The organism is Phyllobacterium sp. SYP-B3895, from assembly GCF_009647635.1.
In the GTDB taxonomy this organism is placed as follows: Bacteria; Pseudomonadota; Alphaproteobacteria; order Rhizobiales; family Rhizobiaceae; genus Phyllobacterium; species Phyllobacterium pellucidum.
This window is the reverse complement of the sequence record NZ_WJIG01000002.1, coordinates 1,083,492-1,100,058: the sequence shown is the minus strand read 5'-3', so window position 1 is coordinate 1,100,058 and position 16,567 is coordinate 1,083,492. Positions and strand designations below refer to the sequence as shown.

Below are 16,567 nucleotides of genomic sequence, written 5' to 3'. Positions count from 1 at the left end.
ATTTTCCGACGTTACTCCGGAGAAATCATTCGCTCGGGACGCACGAGGCGATCATAGTCCTCGGCCGAGACGCCGCTGGCGAGTGCTTCTTCGCGCAAGGTCGTGCCGTTCCTGTGGGCTGTCTTTGCGATCTTGGCTGCATTGTCATAACCAATGGCAGGGGCAAGCGCCGTAACCAGCATGAGCGAACGATCGAGCAGGTCCTTGATCCGGACCTCATCGGCCTCGATGCCGTCCACGCAATTATCTGCGAAGGATATCATGGCGTCGGAGAGGATGCGGATCGACTGGAGCACGTTGAGCGCCACCACGGGCTTGTAGACGTTGAGCTCAAAATGGCCCTGGCTGGCTGCGATGGTAACCGAGGTATTATTGCCGAACACTTGCGTGGCAACCATGGTCAGGGCTTCGGCCTGGGTCGGGTTGACCTTGCCCGGCATGATCGATGAACCCGGTTCATTTTCGGGAAGCTTCAGTTCGCCGAGGCCGGAACGTGGGCCTGAGCCGAGAAAGCGAATGTCGTTGGCCATCTTGAAGAGATCGGTCGCGAGGGAATTAAGGCTGCCGTGGAAGTTCGTAAGAGCGCCATGGCTCGCCAGTGCTTCGAACTTGTTTGGTGCCGTCTTGAACGGCAGGCCGGTAATGTCCGATACGGCCTCCGCGAAAGCTGTATCAAATCCCACCGGGGCGTTCAGTCCCGTTCCGACTGCGGTACCACCCTGGGCAAGAAGGAAAATATCGGCAAGGCTCTGCTCGATGCGCTTGCGCGCATACTCGAGTGCGGCGCGATAACCGGAGAATTCCTGCCCAAGGGTGACAGGTGTCGCATCCTGCGTGTGGGTGCGTCCGATCTTGATGATGTCGGCGAAGGCCTTTTCCTTCTTGAGTACCGCCTCCGTCAGGTGGGTAAGCGCCGGAAACAGCCGATGCGTGGCTTCAATTGCGGTTGCGATATGAATTGCCGTCGGGAATGTATCGTTCGACGACTGGCTCATATTGACGTGGTCGTTCGGGTGGACCGGCTTCTTCGATCCCATTGTGCCGCCGAGCATTTCGATGGCGCGGTTGGAAATGACCTCGTTGGCATTCATGTTCGACTGCGTGCCCGAGCCGGTTTGCCAAACGACGAGCGGGAAATGATCGTCGAGCTTGCCTTCGATGACTTCCTCGGCGGCAACGGTGATCGCGCGGCCGATGACTTCATCGATCTTTCCGAGGGAGAGATTCGTTTCGGCTGCTGCGCGCTTGACGATACCTAGCGCCCGCACCAGCGGAATGGGCATTCTTTCGCCACCGATCTTGAAATTGTGCAGCGAACGTTCCGTCTGCGCGCCCCAATACCTGTCGGCTGCAACGTCGATTGGGCCAAAAGTATCTGTTTCCGTACGGGTAGAACTCATCGTGTCATTTTCCTGGTGGGAGTTGGCAAGAGCACTACTGCGAAGCTCCCCGAGAGGCAAGGTTTGGCGATGGAATGTTGGTCTGGATTTCGCCCGGCTTTCGGATAAAATCGATTAAGCGCTTATGATCAATCAACATTGGCGATGCGGCGGCGTGAGACAGTCAGGCAACGAATCCATCCCAGCGCATTCAGCCGGGCGCTACCGCGAGTTCTCGCCGACGGCCGAGTTGCGGCCGCATTTCCTCTGCGCGTGGAACCACGAGGGTATCGACGAATTGGCGGCGCCCGTGGCGGTCTTTCCCGATGGTTGTGTCGACATATTGTGGTCGGAAGGCAAACTGACGATTGCGGGTCCCGACACGGCCCCACATATCGTCGATCGTTCCCTGGCCAATATCGTCGGCATCCGCTTTGCTCCAGGAGCTGCGAGCAAATGGCTTGGCATTCCAATGTCCGAACTCGTCAATCAGCGTGTTGACTTGTCCGAGCTTTGGGGCGCGCGCGCCGAGGCCATCGCCGAAAGACTTGTCGAGGCAAAAACCATCGGAGACGCGACGGCAGGGCTGCAGGCTGCCTTGTCGGACATCGCTCCATGCATTGCATCGCCCGACAGGGCCATGGTTGCCGCCTTCGACACGCTCAAGCGCTCGAAAGATATTGTGGCGATTGCCGAACTGACGACAATGCTCAACGTGAGCGAGCGCACCTTGCGCCGGCAGTTCCTGCACAATTTCGGATATGGGCCAAAGACGCTGGAGCGCATCCTGCGTTTCCAGAAATTCCTGAAGCTCGGCCGGCGCGATCCCGGAAGCGGCATCGGTGCTCTGGCGTTCGACGCGAACTATGCCGACCAGGCGCATTTGAGCCGCGAGGCAAAATCCCTGTCAGGCCTTTCGCCCTCGGCGCTCCTGCAGCATCTCGCGGCATAAGTGGCCGTTTTGTTCAAGACAGAAAGTCGTTAGGCGCATAAGCTTGCCGTACGCGATGTGGGAGGACAACCATGGCTACACATGAAGCAAGGACCCTTCAGATTTCAATCGGACGCAATTGGCAGGATGTTTATGACTACGTCAGCGTTGCGGAAAATCTTCCGCAATGGGCCTCCGGCCTGACATCGGCCTTGCAGAAATCCGGTGATGAATGGCTGGCTGATGGGCCGGCGGGCAAACTTCGATTGCGCTTTGCGCCGAAGAACGAAGTCGGGGTTCTCGATCATTGGGTGGTTATGGAGACCGGGGACGAGGTCTATATCCCCATGCGGGTGGTGCCCAACGGCGACGAGAGCGAACTCATATTTACGCTTTTTCGCGTGCCGGGCATGGATGACGAAAAATTCAACGCAGATGCGGCCTGGGTCAAGCGTGATCTTCAGGCGCTCAAGGACCTGCTCGAAGCGCAACTTATAGGATGAGGACGATGGCCAGTTCAGGCAAAGACAAATGTATCGACTATGTCGAATTCAATGTCAGCGATATTGGCGCGGCACGCAGCTTCTATGGCGACGCGTTCGGATGGACATTCACGGACTATGGTCCGAGCTATTGCGAGTTTTCCGACGGCCATCTCAAGGGCGGCTTCACCACCGAAGGCAAGCCGCGTCCCGGCGGCGTGCTGATCATTCTATTCGCCGATGATCTTCAAGGCACGCTCAAACAGGTCGAACAGGCTGGTGGCAAGATCACCAAGCCGGTATTTACCTTTCCCGGAGGCCGGCGCTTTCACTTCGCCGACCCGGACGGATACGAGCTTGCCGTCTGGTCGGATAAATAGCCGACCGTTCAGCGCGCCAGCATCAGCATGTACGCTTCATATTTTTGCAGAAAGGCGTGCAGCAGCTGCGAATATTCCGGCGTGACCGCCTCGCGAACGCTTGGACGCGCTGCGAGGGCTGCGCGCCATGCCCGCACCTTCGGGTAGTCGGTAAAAATGCCGAGTTCCACGATCTCGTCGAATGTATCGAAGTAGCGGAAAATCGGGGCGAAAACCGCATCGACGAGGCTGAAGCTAGCACCCGCAAAGAAGGGACCGTCGCCAAAAACCTCTTCGACGCGGCCGAACTTTTCAGTGATCGCCTTGCGCTTCTCTTCGAAAACCGCAGCATCCTTCGTTGTCTCCAGCGCCCAGAGGTCGGAAAGGATCGATGAACCAAATTCCATCCAGCCGCGATGGCGTGCCCGCGTCAGCGCGTCGGCGGGATGAAGTTTCGGCCCCGGCTGCGATTCGTCGATATATTCGGCAATGACGGAACTCTCGAAGAGGATCGCCTCGCCGCCATCCGCTTGGGGGACGCGCAGCAGCGGCACCTTGCCGAGCGGCGATATCTTCAGGAACCAATCGGGTTTCGCTGCAAGGTCGATATAGATCTTTTCAAAGGGCACGCCCTTTTCAGCGAGCGCGATTGCAGCACGCTGGACATACGGGCACAGCAGATGGCTGATCAGAACGAGTGACGGCATGACGATGATCCTCCGGATTGGCCGGCTGGGCGATCGCGTTGCGACCGCCCAGCTCAGCGATCAGGCCGCGCGAGCGGTCTTCAAGGCGTTGGCCCACCAGACGAGCTGGTCGAGCTGGCTGGTGGCTGCTTCATTGAGATGCGGGTAGTCGCCGAGCTTCTTCTCGCCCTTGACGGCGCTGAGATACTCGGAATAGGCGATGTGAACGCCGGTCTTTACCGAAGCCGATCCCATTTCCACGAAGATGAGGCGCAGATGCTCGATGGCGCGCGCGCCGCCGACGCCGCCATAACCGACAAAGGCGACCGGCTTCTGGATGAAATCGCCAAGGTCGATGGCGTTCTTAAGGACGGCCGTCGGGCCGTGGTTGTATTCGGCGACCGTGAAAACATAGCCATCGAATTCGCGCAGCTTCTTCTTCCAGCGTTCGGCGGTCTCGTTCTGGGCGTCGCTGGTGCGTTCTTCGCCGAAGAAATTCATGGGATAGTCAAGGAGATCGATAATTTCGACCTCGACATCTCCCCGCTGTGCAGCGACGTCGGCAATCCATTTGGCGGGAAATTCGGCGAAACGGCCGATACGGGTGCTGCCGACAATAACGGCGATCTTGGCTTTTGACATAAAAAATTCCTTCGTCTTGGGGGGATGGTAACTAATAGTGCCCGGCGCTATATAAGTGACTGTTCGAAACCCCCGCAAGGAGGCACTTTTGTGAAACCAGATCACTTTCAGGTAACCTCGGCATGCACTGCGGTTAATCACATTCTGGCGCGCGTCGGCGACAAATGGACGGTTCTCGTCGTCAATTATCTCGGCAATAAATCGATGCGCTTCAATGAGTTAAAGCGGACCATCAATGGTATCTCGCAAAAGATGCTGACGAGCACGCTGCGCGGACTCGAGCGCGATGGTTTCGTGACCCGTACCGTTTACCCGACGATCCCGCCACGCGTCGACTACGAACTTACCGATCTCGGCCGCGACCTTCTGGTGCCCGTCCGCGCGCTTGGCGACTGGGCGATCCGCAACGAACAGCGCGTCGCCGAAGCACGCGCGCGGTTCGACGCCGTTCATGAAGGTTCGGAGCAAAAGCAGATCTTCTCCCATGCGGCTGAGTGAAGAAAGTTCGACGCGAATTGCGCCGGCACTCCCTTGATAGAAGGATTCTATCGGCGTCTTGAAACTTGGGTAGAAAGCGGTCTGCCACGAGGGCGGCGGATGGACGAGCCGCGCGAGCGGAAATTGAAGAACATGCAAATCAAAACAAAAAAGGCGGGTCGAAACCCGCCTTTTCCGTATGTCGCTGGATGAGGACTTCTTAGAAGTCCATGCCGCCCATGCCGCCCATGCCGCCGCCCGGCATTGCCGGAGCAGCCGAGTCTTTCTTCGGCGCTTCAGCAATCATGGCTTCGGTGGTGACGAGAAGGCCGGCAACCGAAGCTGCGTCCTGGAGAGCCGTACGAACGACCTTGACCGGATCGACGATACCGAGCGTGATCAGATCGCCATACTCGCCATTGGCCGCGTTGTAGCCGTAGGTGTCCTTCTTGTTCTCAAGGATCTTGCCGACAACGATCGAAGCTTCATCGCCTGCGTTCGTTGCGATCTGGCGGGCAGGAGCCTGCAGAGCACGGCGAACGATGTTGATGCCAGCGTCCTGATCGGCATTGGCGCCCTTGATCGTAAGAGCAGCCGAAGCGCGAAGCAGGGCGACGCCGCCGCCAGGAACGATGCCTTCTTCAACAGCCGCGCGGGTTGCATTGAGGGCGTCGTCGACGCGGTCCTTCTTTTCCTTCACTTCGACTTCCGTCGCACCGCCGACGCGGATGACGGCAACGCCGCCAGCGAGCTTGGCAAGGCGTTCCTGCAGCTTCTCGCGGTCATAGTCGGAAGTGGTCTCTTCGATCTGCTGCTTGATCTGGCCGACGCGAGCGTTGATTTCGCCCTTCTTGCCATTGCCGTCGACGATCGTGGTGTTTTCCTTGGTGATCGACACCTTCTTGGCGCGGCCGAGCATGTCGAGCGTAACGCTTTCGAGCTTGATGCCGAGGTCTTCGGAAATGACCTGACCACCGGTGAGGATCGCGATGTCTTCGAGCATGGCCTTGCGGCGATCGCCGAAGCCAGGAGCCTTGACAGCAGCAATCTTCAGGCCGCCGCGCAGCTTGTTGACGACCAGCGTTGCAAGCGCTTCGCCTTCGACGTCTTCGGAGATGATGACGAGGGGCTTCGAGGTCTGGACGACAGCTTCGAGAACCGGCAGGAGAGCCTGGAGGTTCGAGAGCTTCTTCTCGTGGAGAAGGATGTATGCGTCTTCGAGGTCAGCAACCATCTTTTCCGGGTTGGTGACGAAGTACGGCGAAAGGTAGCCGCGGTCGAACTGCATGCCTTCGACGACTTCGAGTTCGGTCTCGGCGGTCTTGGCTTCCTCGACGGTGATGACACCTTCGTTGCCGACCTTCTGCATCGCCTTGGCGATCATTTCACCGATCTCGGATTCGCCATTGGCAGAGATCGTGCCGACCTGGGCAACTTCTTCCGAGGTCTTGATCTTCTTGGCCTTCTTGACGAGGTCCCTGACGACTTCGGCAACAGCAAGGTCGATGCCGCGCTTCAGGTCCATCGGGTTCATACCGGCTGCAACGGCCTTGCCGCCTTCCTGAACGATGGCCTGGGCGAGAACGGTAGCGGTCGTGGTGCCGTCGCCGGCAATGTCGTTCGTCTTCGAAGCGACTTCACGAACCATCTGCGCGCCCATGTTTTCGAACTTGTCTTCGAGTTCGATTTCCTTGGCAACGGTGACGCCGTCCTTGGTGATGCGCGGAGCGCCGAAGGACTTGTCGATGACAACGTTACGACCCTTCGGGCCGAGCGTTACCTTTACTGCATCGGCAAGGATGTTGACGCCGCGCAGCATGCGCTCGCGCGCATCACGGCTGAATTTTACTTCTTTGGCTGCCATTTTATCTCTCCTGGGATTAAACCCGGTTTGATCTAAATTCGTTGATTGCGGGATGCGCGGCGATTAGCCGAGAATGCCCAGAATGTCGGATTCCTTCATGATCAGCAGGTCTTCGCCGCCGATCTTGACTTCCGTACCCGACCACTTGCCGAACAGGATCAGATCGCCTGCCTTGACATCGAGCGGTACGAGCTTGCCGGCTTCGTCACGAGCGCCGGTGCCTACGGCGATGACTTCGCCTTCCTGCGGCTTTTCCTTGGCAGTATCCGGAATGATGATGCCGCCAGCGGTCTTTGCTTCGGATTCGACGCGGCGTACGACGACGCGGTCATGAAGCGGGCGGAACTTGGTCTTGGCCATGGTTAGAACCCTTGATGTTGGTGTCAAAACGATGACGCGAATGGCAGCGCCATTCGCGGTATTAGCACTCGCTTGGGGTGAGTGCTAACTGCGGCCGGAGATAGTGGGATCGGTTTGAAGAGTCAAGGGAAAGCATCATTTAAAATGGCCTGGAGAGGCGATGCTTGGATGCCGGGCCCATCTACAAACCGCTTTATGGCATATTCATGTGAAATGCGAATGACGTGACGGCAGATTCACACAATGCTTCAAATCAGCGTGCGCGGGATCGGGCGGAAACACGCGCCCAAACCGCGTCAATCCTCGGCGCTTTCTTCGCCCACGTGATGCGTCATGTCGACAAGCATGTCGCTGACGTGCTTGTCGGCCAGTTCGTAGAAGATCTGTTTTGCCTGCCGGTTGCCGCGCACAAGCCGGGCGCCGCGCAAGAGCCGCAGATGATGGCTGACAAGCGATTGCGACAGGTCGAGGCTCGCGGCGATATCGCCGACGGAGCGCGGCGCTTCGAGGCAGAACAGAAGAATGCGCAGCCGCGTCGGATCGCCGAGGAGGCGAAAGGTTTCGGCGAGAACCGTGAGTTCAGGGGGGAGAGGAGGGGCTGAGCTCAATGTTTGTGCCCCTCATGTCCGTGCTCGTGAGCGGCATGATCATGACCGCCGTGATCATGATCCGCATCGTCGTGTTCATGGCCGGAATGGTCGTGCTCGTGCCCTTGCTGGAGATTGTCGCCAAGGCAGCAATCGTCCGTCGCTGTATCCTCCGGCCAGTCGATGGCAATCGTTGCGTGCGATATCTCGAACTTCTTCATGAGTTCGGCTTCAACCTGTTTGACCAGAAGCCGCGGATTGGTATCCGGAGCGGGGCGCACATGCAGCGTTGCCAGCGGCTTGCCCGAGGTGATCATCCAGACGTGGACATGGCGGACGGAGGCAAGTCCCGGAACCGTCTGCTTCAGATACTGCTCAATGGCTTCAGGTGCGGCATTGTCGGGCGCGCCTTCGAGCAGGATATGCAGCGAGTTGCGCAGGAGCGCCCAGGCGCTGCGCAGGATCAGCAGGCAGACGAAGACGGAGAGGATCGGGTCGATTGGCGTCCAGTCTGTATAATAGATGACGATGGCGGCGACGATCGTGCCGACGGAACCGAGGAGATCGCCCAGTACGTGCAGCACCGCGCCCTTGATGTTGACATGCTCGGTATCGCCGCCGCGTGTCAGGATCCAGAAAACGAGCATGTTCACGATGAGGCCGATGGTGGCGACAATCAGCATGGGGCCGGCCAGGACTTCGCCGGGATTGCGGAAGCGATCGATGGCCTCATACGCGATCCAGAAGAGAATGGCGAACAAGGCAACGGCGTTGATCAACCCGGCAATGACCTCGAAGCGCAAATAGCCGAAAGTGCGCTTCTCATCGGCAGCACGCCGGCCGAAACGGAAGGCAAAATAGGCAAGCGCCAGAGCGCCGGCATCGGTCAGCATATGGCCGGCATCGGCAATCAAGGCGAGCGAGCCCGACATGAAGCCGCCTATCACCTCGACGATCATGAACGCGAACGTGATCGCGAATGCAATCAGCGTCTTCATTTCATTGTCCGCAGTGACTTTGGGCGTGTGATCGTGGCCGGCGTGATCGTGTGACATCATTGTACCCTAAGCAAACATATCAATACGTATTCATGTGTTTGATAGGCGAAGGCAATGGTCGTGTCAATCGCAGATAGTGCCCAGCCGAAACCCCGAACGACACAACGTGAGTTTTTTCAAACATAACCGGCGTGACAGGTCAGGCACGATCCGCTAATCGAGACAGTCTCAAGACTCTCGTCGCATAGTATTTTGCCTGAAGGGACCGGCATGACCGACATGATACATTTGCAGCGTCTCGACGCATTGATGGATCGCTACGACGTGCTGCTGTGTGATGTCTGGGGCGTCCTGCACAATGGCGTCGATTCCTTTGCGCCCGCCTCGGCCGCCTTGCAAAGGGCCCGGCAGGCCGGCCTGACGGTGGTTCTCATCACCAATGCACCGCGACCCTTTGCCGGTGTTGCCGAGCAGATCCATACGCTTGGCGTGCCGGAATCGGCCTATGACCGGATCGTCACATCGGGCGATGTCACCCGCGAGTTGATCCGCAACGCGCCGCGCCGCGTATTTCATCTCGGGCCGGAGCGCGACGAAACCCTTTATGACGGCCTCGATGTGGAACTGGTCGAGGAGCGCGAAGCCGACGTCGTCGTCTGCACTGGTTTCTTCGATGACGATACGGAAACGCCGGAAGACTATGCCGACATGCTGGTGCGCTTCCGCTCGCGCAACCTGCCGTTTATCTGCGCCAATCCGGATATCGTCGTCGAGCGCGGCGATCGCCTCATCTGGTGCGCCGGGGCGCTTGCCCGCGATTACGGGCAGCTTGGCGGCCGCACGCTCATCGCAGGAAAGCCGCATCGCCCGATCTACGCAGCAGCGGTTGCCGCGGCGGAAGATGTGCGCGGCACGCCTGTTGAACTTTCGCGGGTTCTTGCCATCGGCGACGGCATGCTGACGGATATCAAGGGCGCCGATCTTTTCGGCATAGATGCCCTCTATATCTCCGGCGGTATTCATGCCGGCGATTATGTGATGGGCGGTGTCCACGACCTTGAGAAGCTTCTGGCGTTCCTCGCAAAGCACGGAAGCAATCCCGTTGCGACGATGCCCGCCCTGGCGTGAGACAAAGATATGCCGATCCTGCGTCTGAACGATCCGTCCCATCTGCCCGATGAACTAAAGGGCGCCATTGTCGCCATCGGCAATTTCGACGGCGTGCACCGTGGGCACCAGGCCGTTCTGGGCCGGGCGCTGGAGACCGCACGCGCCGAGGGCAAGCCATCGCTGGTATTGACCTTCGAGCCGCACCCGCGCAGCGTTTTCGTGCCGGACCAGCCGGTCGACCGGCTGACACCCGCCGCCGAGAAGGCATCGATCCTCGAAGCGCTGGGATTCGATGCGGTGGTCGAATGCAATTTTACCCGCGAATTCTCGCAATTGACGGCGGACGTCTTTGTGGACCGAATTCTCGTTGATGGCCTTGGCGCAACCCGTATCGTCGCCGGCTTCGATTTTCATTTCGGCAAGGGCCGTCAGGGTGGCCCCGCATTCCTGATGGCAGCGGGCGAAGAACGTGGCTTCCACGTCACGCTCGTAGATGCCTTCCGTGACGAGGGGGGGCATGCGATCTCCTCAAGTCGTATTCGCGATCTGTTTGGCGCAGGTGAAGTGGTCGAGGCGGCCGGGCTCCTTGGCTACCGGCACCGCATTCGCGCCACGGTCGTCGGCGGCAAGCAGCTTGGGCGCACAATCGGTTTTCCAACCGCCAACATGGTGCTTCCGCCCGAGACCCATTTGAAGCACGGAATTTATGCGGTGCGCTTCCGCCGCGCCGACGGCACACTTCTTGACGGCGTCGCCAGCTTGGGCCGCAGGCCGACCGTCGATACGGATGGCGAGCCGCTGCTTGAGACCTATGTGTTCGATTTCAGCGACGATCTTTACGGCGAAACCTGCGCCGTCTCTTTCTTCGGCTATCTGCGCGGCGAGGAAAAATTTGACGGTCTCGAGCCGATGATGCAGCAGATCCGGCGCGACGAAGAGGAGGCGCGGGCGCTGCTTCAAGGTGTCAAGCCGCTGTCGCCGCTGGACCAGAGGATCAATTTCGACTGAGGAAGATGGGCGCTTTACCCATGATTTCACAAGAACGGGAGTGGTGAAATGAGACTGATCGGCATGCTGGATTCGCCCTATATGCGGCGGGTCGCAATATCACTGAGAATGCTGAACCTGCCATTTTCCCATGAGTCCCTGTCGGTTTTCCGAACCTTCGAGGCCTTTTCGAAGATCAATCCGGTCGTGAAAGCACCGTCGCTCGTAACGGAAGAAGGCGTCGTCCTGATGGATTCGTGCCTGATCCTCGAATATGCCGAGCGCATTGCAGAACCCGCGCTGGGGCTGACACCTGCGGAAATCACGCATTTTACCCGCTCGCAGCGGATCATCGGCCTCGCGCTCGCCGCCTGCGAAAAGAGCGTCCAGATCGTCTACGAGCACGATCTGCGGCCTTCGGAAAAGCGGCATCAGCCCTGGCTTGATCGCGTGCATGGCCAGCTTGCCGATGCGTATCGTTTGCTCGAAGCCGAAGTGCAGCAGGCGGACCCATGGATCTTCGCAGATCGGCCGCTCCAGGCGGATATTACGAGCGCCGTTGCCTATCGGTTTACCCGTGAGATGCTGCCGGACGTGATCGCGGCCGGCGACTATCCGGCACTTGCTGCCCTCTCGGAGAAATCCGAGGCGTCGGAGGCATTTCTTGCTTATCCATTCAGTTGACGCCAGTGTGGTAAATTGTTTACCACGTTGCTCAATGCAATTTTATCTATCACTCGATTAGTTTTGACGCGTACGCTTGCCACCCCCCAGACAGGCCCCGGAGTTATTTCATGTCTATTCGCCTTGTTAGCGCCCTCGCGAGCGCGATAGTCCTTTCCGTTGCAGCACCAGCTTTTGCCGATGAATATTATTCCGACAACCAGACCCAGAGCTCGCGCGGCGACCATTGGTGGTCCGGCGATTGGTACATCACGCTCGGTGCCAAGGGTTTCGTCGCTCCGGATTATGAAGGCGCGAAAAATTACAAGCTCCGTGCCGCGCCGGTCATTTCGATAGGCCGTCCCGGCAGTTCGCTCAAGTTTTCTTCGCTCAACGACAACCCGTCCCTTGGCTTTATCGACACGGGTGTGTTCCGCGCCGGCATTACCGGCAAGCTCATTACCGGTCGCGATTCCAGCGACTATGATGAACTCAAGGGTCTCAACGATGTCGACTGGGGCGTCGAACTCGGCGGTTTCGCGGAATTCTATCCGACCGAGAATGTTCGTGGCCGCGTCGAGGTCCGTCGCGGTATCGGCGCGCATGACGGTGTCGTGGCCGATTTCGCCATCGACGCCTTCAAGAACCTGACCGACACGGTCCGCGTTTCAGCCGGTCCCCGTGCAACGGTGGCGACCAAGGACTATTTCAGGGAATATTACGGCGTAAACGCCAGCGAATCCGCTGCATCCGGCCTTCGCCAGTATTCACCGGGCGGCGGTTTGAATTCGCTCGGCTTCGGCGGCCAGATCACCTGGCAGACGACCGACAAGATCACCACCAGTGCCTATGCCGAATATAACCGCTTGATGGGCCCGGCGGCCGATTCCAGCATCGTCAAGCAACGCGGCTCGGAGAATCAGGCGACCTTCGGCCTGCAGGCGACCTATCGCTTCGACTTCAAGCTTTAGCATTGCGCGAGGCATCCGCGAAGATAATCGCGCATGCCTCTTTATTCTGCGGGCGGTGATTGCTAAAAGCGCGGTCATGAAAAGCGATCGCCGGTCCTGCGCAAGGTCCATACCTGTTCAGACGATACGAATTACTGGCCCGGCCTTCCCGCGGACCTGAAGCGTGAGCTTCGTGGTGCGGAAGGTCCGGGATAGCGCCGTTGCGCTTCAATGTTTTTCATGAAATCCCTGCCTGCGGCGATCACGCGCGGGCCCTTGTACAAGCTGGAAAAATGACCGACACCGCCACGACACTCGATTATTCGAAGACACTTTATCTGCCGCAAACGGATTTCCCGATGCGCGCGGGCCTGCCCGCCAAGGAACCGGAATTCGTCAAGCGCTGGCAGGATCTCGATCTTTACCGGAAGCTGCGCGAAGACGCGAAGGATCGCCCGCGCTATGTCCTGCACGATGGCCCGCCCTACGCCAACGGCAATATCCATATCGGCCACGCGCTCAACAAGATCCTGAAGGATGTCATCACCCGCTCGTTCCAGATGCGCGGTTTCGATTCCAACTACGTTCCAGGATGGGACTGCCACGGCCTGCCGATCGAATGGAAGATCGAGGAACAGTATCGCGCCAAGGGCAAGAACAAGGACGATGTGCCGATCAACGAATTCCGCCAGGAGTGCCGCGAGTTCGCAACGCACTGGATCAAGGTTCAGTCCGGCGAATTCAAGCGGCTCGGCATCGAAGGCGATTTCGACCATCCCTATACGACGATGGCCTTCCATGCGGAAAGTCGCATCGCCGGCGAGTTGTTGAAGTTCGCCATGTCGGGCCAGCTCTACCGTGGTTCCAAGCCGGTCATGTGGTCGGTGGTCGAGCGCACCGCGCTGGCGGAGGCCGAGGTCGAATACCAGGATATCGAGAGCGATATGATCTGGGCGAAATTCCCGGTCGCAGGCGGTCGCGATGACCTTGCTTCGGCGCATGTCGTCATCTGGACGACGACGCCTTGGACGATCCCCGGCAACCGCGCCGTCGCCTATTCGCCGCGTGTCGCCTACGGTCTTTTCGAGGTCGAAACGGCGGAAAATGATTTTGGCCCGCGTCCCGGCGAAAAGCTGATCTTTGCCGATGCTCTCGCCGAAGAATCGGCCGCGAAAGCAAAACTGACCTTCAAGCGGCTGCGCACGGTTACGGCGGATGAACTTGCCGAGATGACCCTTGCCCATCCGCTCCATGGTTTTGGCGGTGGTTATGATTTCACCGTGCCCTTGTTGCCGGGCGACCACGTCACCGATGATGCTGGTACAGGCTTCGTGCACACGGCGCCGAGCCATGGCCGCGAGGACTTTGATGCCTGGATGGACGCCGGTCGCAATCTCGAAGCGCGTGGCATCTCGGCGGCGATCCCGTTCACCGTCGACGACGCGGGCTACTATACCAAGGACGCGCCGGGTTTCGGTCCGGACCGCGAAGGCGGCGCTGCCCGCGTCATCGACGACAACGGCAAGAAGGGCGACGCCAACAAGGCAGTTATTGAAGAACTCATCGCGCGCAACGCACTGTTCGCGCGGGGTCGGCTCAAGCATAGCTATCCGCACTCCTGGCGCTCGAAGAAGCCGGTGATCTTCCGCAACACGCCGCAATGGTTCGTCTACATGGACAAGGACCTCGGCGACCACACGACCTTGCGCTCGCGCGCGCTTGCGGCAATCGACGAGACGCGCTTCGTTCCGGCAGGCGGTCAGAACCGCCTGCGCGCCATGATCGAGGATCGTCCCGATTGGGTCCTGTCGCGCCAGCGCGCCTGGGGCGTGCCGATCTGCGTCTTTGCCGACGATAATGGCAATGTCCTCAAGGACGACGCGGTCAATGCCCGTATTCTTGCCGCGTTCGAGGAAGAGGGCGCCGATGCCTGGTTTGCCAAAGGCGCGCGCGAGCGGTTCCTGGGCGAAAAGGCCAACGAGCCTTGGACGCAGGTGACCGACATTCTCGATGTCTGGTTCGACTCGGGTTCCACCCATGTCTTCACGCTTGAAGATCGCCCCGATTTGAAGTGGCCTGCCGACGTCTATCTCGAAGGTTCGGATCAGCACCGCGGCTGGTTCCACTCATCGCTGCTCGAAAGCTGCGGCACGCGCGGCCGTGCGCCTTATAATACGCTCGTCACCCATGGCTTCACCATGGACGAGGAAGGCCGCAAGATGTCGAAGTCCCTCGGCAATACGGTCACGCCGCAGGAAGTGATCAAGGATTCGGGCGCCGACATCCTGCGCCTCTGGGTCATGACGACCGACTACTGGGAAGATCAGCGTCTCGGCAAGAACATCATCCAGACCAACATCGATGCCTATCGCAAGTTGCGCAACACGATCCGCTGGATGCTGGGTACCCTGGCTCATGATGAAGGCGACGAGGTTCCCTACACCGATATGCCGGAACTCGAGAAGCTGATGTTGCACCGTCTTGCCGAACTCGATGAGGTCGTGCGTGCCGGCTATGACGGTTTCGAGTTCAAGCGCATCACCCGCGCGCTGATCGATTTCATGAATGTGGAACTGTCGGCCTTCTATTTCGATATCCGCAAGGACGCGCTCTATTGCGACGCGCCCTCGAGCGTCCGCCGCAAGGCAGCGCTGCAGGTCGTGAGGCACCTTTTCGACCGCATCGTCACCTGGCTCGCGCCAATGCTGCCTTTCACCATGGAGGAGGCCTGGCTCGACCTGCACAAGGATGCCGTTTCGGTGCATCTGGAACAGTTCCGCCCGACGCCGGCCGAATGGAGAAATGACGAGCTTGCCGCCAAATGGCGAAAGGTCAAGGATGTGCGCCGCGTCGTCACGGGTGCGCTCGAACTCGAACGCGCCGACAAGCGGATCGGCTCGTCGCTCGAAGCCGCTCCCGTCGTCTATATCGCCGACGCGGAACTGCTGGCGGCTGTCAAGGATATCGACATGGCCGAGATCTGCATCACCAGCGCGATCACGATCAAGGGTGAAGCCGGACCTGCCGATGCGTTTGTCACGGATGACGTCAAGGGCGTCGCGGTTGTCCCTGAGCGCGCGACGGGCACCAAATGCGCGCGGTCGTGGCGTTATACGCATGATGTCGGTGCCGATTCGGCCTATCCCGACGTTTCCGCCCGCGACGCGGCGGCGCTGCACGAATTGGCCCGGCTCGGAAAGCTCGTTGCCTGATGTATAGAATGGCGGGGAGACAAGTTCTCCCCGCTGTTGATTTGTTTGAGATTCCTGTTGGCTTGCTAAATACAACCGGTCTCATATAAAAGGCTGCCATTGAACTGCCTGATTTCTAAGGCAGGGCATTGATCAAGCAAAATTGATTGGCAGATATGCTGCCCGGCTTATCTCTGGAAAGTTGCAAGGATGAATTTGAACGGACGCATAACGGTTCTTGGTGCAATGGTCAGCGCGCTTGCGCTTGGCGGCTGCGTCTCGTCACCCACCTATGGTACGGACAAGTCCGCCGGCACTCAGCTGCTTGATGACGTCGCCAACATGGCCGCATTGGGTCCCAAGAAGAGCAACCAGATTGCCTATAATCCGCGTCCGGAACTCGTTCGCCCGGCGACCGGCAAGCCAATGCAATTGCCCGCACCGCAGGATGCGGTCGAGACTGCCGGAAATCCGGCTTGGCCGGAATCGCCTGAGCAGCGCCGCAAGCGTATCCGCGACACCGCGACGGCCAACCAGAACAACGCCGAGTTCGTGCCGGAAGTCGCCCCCGATCGGGTCACGTCCAAGTCTGCGAGCAACAGGACCGAATACGGTTTCTTCAATGACAAGGTCCCGGCCAACCAGGGCAACAAGACCGATGTCGGCGCAGATTTCCGCGCCCGCAAGATGGCGTCGACCGCCGGATCGCCGACGAACCGTCGCTATCTGAGCGAGCCGCCGCTGGAATATCGTCAGCCCGCGGCAACCGCTGCCGCCGATCAGCTCGGCGAAGACGAGGCCAAGAAAGAGCGCGAGCGCAAGGCCGCGGCGCGCAAGAGCAAGGGCTTCAGCTGGAGCAACCTCATCCCCTGGAACTGATGCGTTCGCACGCGCCCTGTGC

At 59.2% G+C, this 16,567-nt stretch carries 17 protein-coding genes; 10 read left to right on the top strand and 7 right to left on the bottom strand.

The features are described from left to right. Positions 1–11: 11 nt before the first annotated feature. A complete protein-coding gene (gene fumC, locus GF108_RS11800) occupies positions 12–1,400 on the bottom strand; it encodes a class II fumarate hydratase (RefSeq protein ID WP_153668074.1) in 1,389 nt (462 codons plus the stop codon). A 154-nt stretch (positions 1,401–1,554) separates the two neighbouring features. On the opposite strand from fumC, the gene GF108_RS22710 reads away from it, so the two are divergent. From GF108_RS22710 to GF108_RS11785, 3 genes are all read left to right on the top strand, one after another. Then, a complete protein-coding gene (locus tag GF108_RS22710) occupies positions 1,555–2,331 on the top strand; it encodes a helix-turn-helix domain-containing protein (protein ID WP_172982617.1) in 777 nt (258 codons plus the stop codon). A 71-nt stretch (positions 2,332–2,402) separates the two neighbouring features. Continuing rightward, positions 2,403–2,813, top strand: coding sequence for an SRPBCC family protein (locus GF108_RS11790; protein ID WP_027230214.1), 411 nt, complete (start codon positions 2,403–2,405; stop codon positions 2,811–2,813). A gap of 5 nt (positions 2,814–2,818) precedes the next feature. Further along, complete coding sequence (locus GF108_RS11785) at positions 2,819–3,172, top strand: VOC family protein (RefSeq protein WP_153668072.1); 354 nt, start codon at positions 2,819–2,821, stop codon at positions 3,170–3,172. Between the two features lie 8 nt (positions 3,173–3,180). Here GF108_RS11785 and GF108_RS11780 read toward each other — a convergent pair whose 3' ends face one another. Together GF108_RS11780 and GF108_RS11775 are read right to left on the bottom strand one after the other, a co-directional pair. Continuing rightward, a complete protein-coding gene (locus GF108_RS11780; protein ID WP_153668071.1) occupies positions 3,181–3,858 on the bottom strand; it encodes a glutathione S-transferase family protein in 678 nt (225 codons plus the stop codon). Positions 3,859–3,918: 60 nt separating this feature from the next. Beyond that, on the bottom strand, positions 3,919–4,479 hold the full coding sequence (locus tag GF108_RS11775; RefSeq protein ID WP_027230211.1) for an NADPH-dependent FMN reductase: 561 nt from the start codon (positions 4,477–4,479) through the stop codon (positions 3,919–3,921). A 90-nt stretch (positions 4,480–4,569) separates the two neighbouring features. Here GF108_RS11775 and GF108_RS11770 point away from each other — a divergent pair, with 90 nt between their 5' ends. Next, positions 4,570–4,977 (top strand): winged helix-turn-helix transcriptional regulator, encoded by a 408-nt coding sequence (locus tag GF108_RS11770; protein ID WP_370462139.1) that lies wholly within the window; start codon positions 4,570–4,572, stop codon positions 4,975–4,977. A 199-nt stretch (positions 4,978–5,176) separates the two neighbouring features. Here GF108_RS11770 and groL read toward each other — a convergent pair whose 3' ends face one another. The 4 genes from groL to GF108_RS11750 form a co-directional block, all read right to left on the bottom strand. Next, the gene (gene groL / locus GF108_RS11765) at positions 5,177–6,820 is read right to left on the bottom strand and encodes a chaperonin GroEL (RefSeq protein WP_153668069.1); all 1,644 of its coding nucleotides are present in this window, start codon (positions 6,818–6,820) and stop codon (positions 5,177–5,179) included. A 63-nt stretch (positions 6,821–6,883) separates the two neighbouring features. Beyond that, positions 6,884–7,180: a co-chaperone GroES gene (gene groES / locus GF108_RS11760; protein WP_027230208.1), complete on the bottom strand. Its 297-nt coding sequence runs from the start codon at positions 7,178–7,180 to the stop codon at positions 6,884–6,886. 296 nt (positions 7,181–7,476) lie between these two features. Next, the gene (locus tag GF108_RS11755; protein WP_153668068.1) at positions 7,477–7,788 is read right to left on the bottom strand and encodes a metalloregulator ArsR/SmtB family transcription factor; all 312 of its coding nucleotides are present in this window, start codon (positions 7,786–7,788) and stop codon (positions 7,477–7,479) included. Then, on the bottom strand, positions 7,785–8,822 hold the full coding sequence (locus tag GF108_RS11750; RefSeq protein ID WP_153668067.1) for a cation diffusion facilitator family transporter: 1,038 nt from the start codon (positions 8,820–8,822) through the stop codon (positions 7,785–7,787). The genes GF108_RS11755 and GF108_RS11750 overlap by 4 nt, the downstream gene beginning before the upstream one ends. Before the next feature lie 222 nt (positions 8,823–9,044). Here GF108_RS11750 and GF108_RS11745 point away from each other — a divergent pair, with 222 nt between their 5' ends. From GF108_RS11745 to GF108_RS11720, 6 genes are all read left to right on the top strand, one after another. Then, positions 9,045–9,893 (top strand): TIGR01459 family HAD-type hydrolase, encoded by an 849-nt coding sequence (locus GF108_RS11745; protein WP_153668272.1) that lies wholly within the window; start codon positions 9,045–9,047, stop codon positions 9,891–9,893. Between the two features lie 9 nt (positions 9,894–9,902). Further along, the gene (locus GF108_RS11740) at positions 9,903–10,883 is read left to right on the top strand and encodes a bifunctional riboflavin kinase/FAD synthetase (RefSeq protein WP_153668066.1); all 981 of its coding nucleotides are present in this window, start codon (positions 9,903–9,905) and stop codon (positions 10,881–10,883) included. A 48-nt stretch (positions 10,884–10,931) separates the two neighbouring features. After that, a complete protein-coding gene (locus tag GF108_RS11735; RefSeq protein WP_153668065.1) occupies positions 10,932–11,546 on the top strand; it encodes a glutathione S-transferase in 615 nt (204 codons plus the stop codon). 110 nt (positions 11,547–11,656) lie between these two features. After that, entirely contained in the window at positions 11,657–12,496 is an 840-nt protein-coding gene (locus GF108_RS11730; RefSeq protein WP_113281844.1) for a MipA/OmpV family protein, read from the top strand. 272 nt (positions 12,497–12,768) lie between these two features. After that, positions 12,769–15,687, top strand: coding sequence for an isoleucine--tRNA ligase (gene ileS, locus GF108_RS11725; RefSeq protein ID WP_153668064.1), 2,919 nt, complete (start codon positions 12,769–12,771; stop codon positions 15,685–15,687). A gap of 189 nt (positions 15,688–15,876) precedes the next feature. Next, the gene (locus tag GF108_RS11720; RefSeq protein WP_153668063.1) at positions 15,877–16,545 is read left to right on the top strand and encodes a hypothetical protein; all 669 of its coding nucleotides are present in this window, start codon (positions 15,877–15,879) and stop codon (positions 16,543–16,545) included. The last annotated feature ends 22 nt before the right edge of the window (positions 16,546–16,567 follow it).